The sequence below is a fragment of the Treponema sp. R6D11 genome (genome assembly GCF_054786075.1).
On sequence record NZ_BDHD01001105.1, the window covers coordinates 1 to 386 of the forward strand.

The 386-nt window shown below is 39.1% G+C and carries 1 protein-coding gene; it reads left to right on the top strand.

Annotated elements, in window-relative coordinates; genetic code table 11:
- Positions 1 to 386, top strand: a 386-nt coding sequence (locus ACYVTD_RS17670; RefSeq protein ID WP_461248928.1) for a hypothetical protein, incomplete at both ends; no start/stop codon positions are given.

A 386-nucleotide genomic window follows, 5' to 3' on the forward strand; every position in this document is an offset into this window, starting at 1 on the left:
GTGTTCAGCCTCAAAATGTAGAGTTAAGGATTGATCCAACTTTAACAGATGCTTTAACTGGAGAAGTATACGTTGCTATCTATGTACACGTACAAAATAGCGGTGGTTCATATACTATAAGCAACGTCAAATTTGTACCTAAAACCGTTGATTCTACAGTTAATGCGACAGTAGCAGGTCCGAATGCTCCTGAGTATGTAAAACCCAAAGTTGGCGGACAACCTTTCGACTTTACAATTAAAGAAGACCAGCTTAAAAATTGGTTAACAAAAGGACACCAACTTAATGGTAACAGTGCTACAGTACCGAATTATACTCCTGATCCTGTTAATCCTGATGACCCTGCAAATGGTATTTTCAATGGGACTGTTGATGCTGGCTATGGT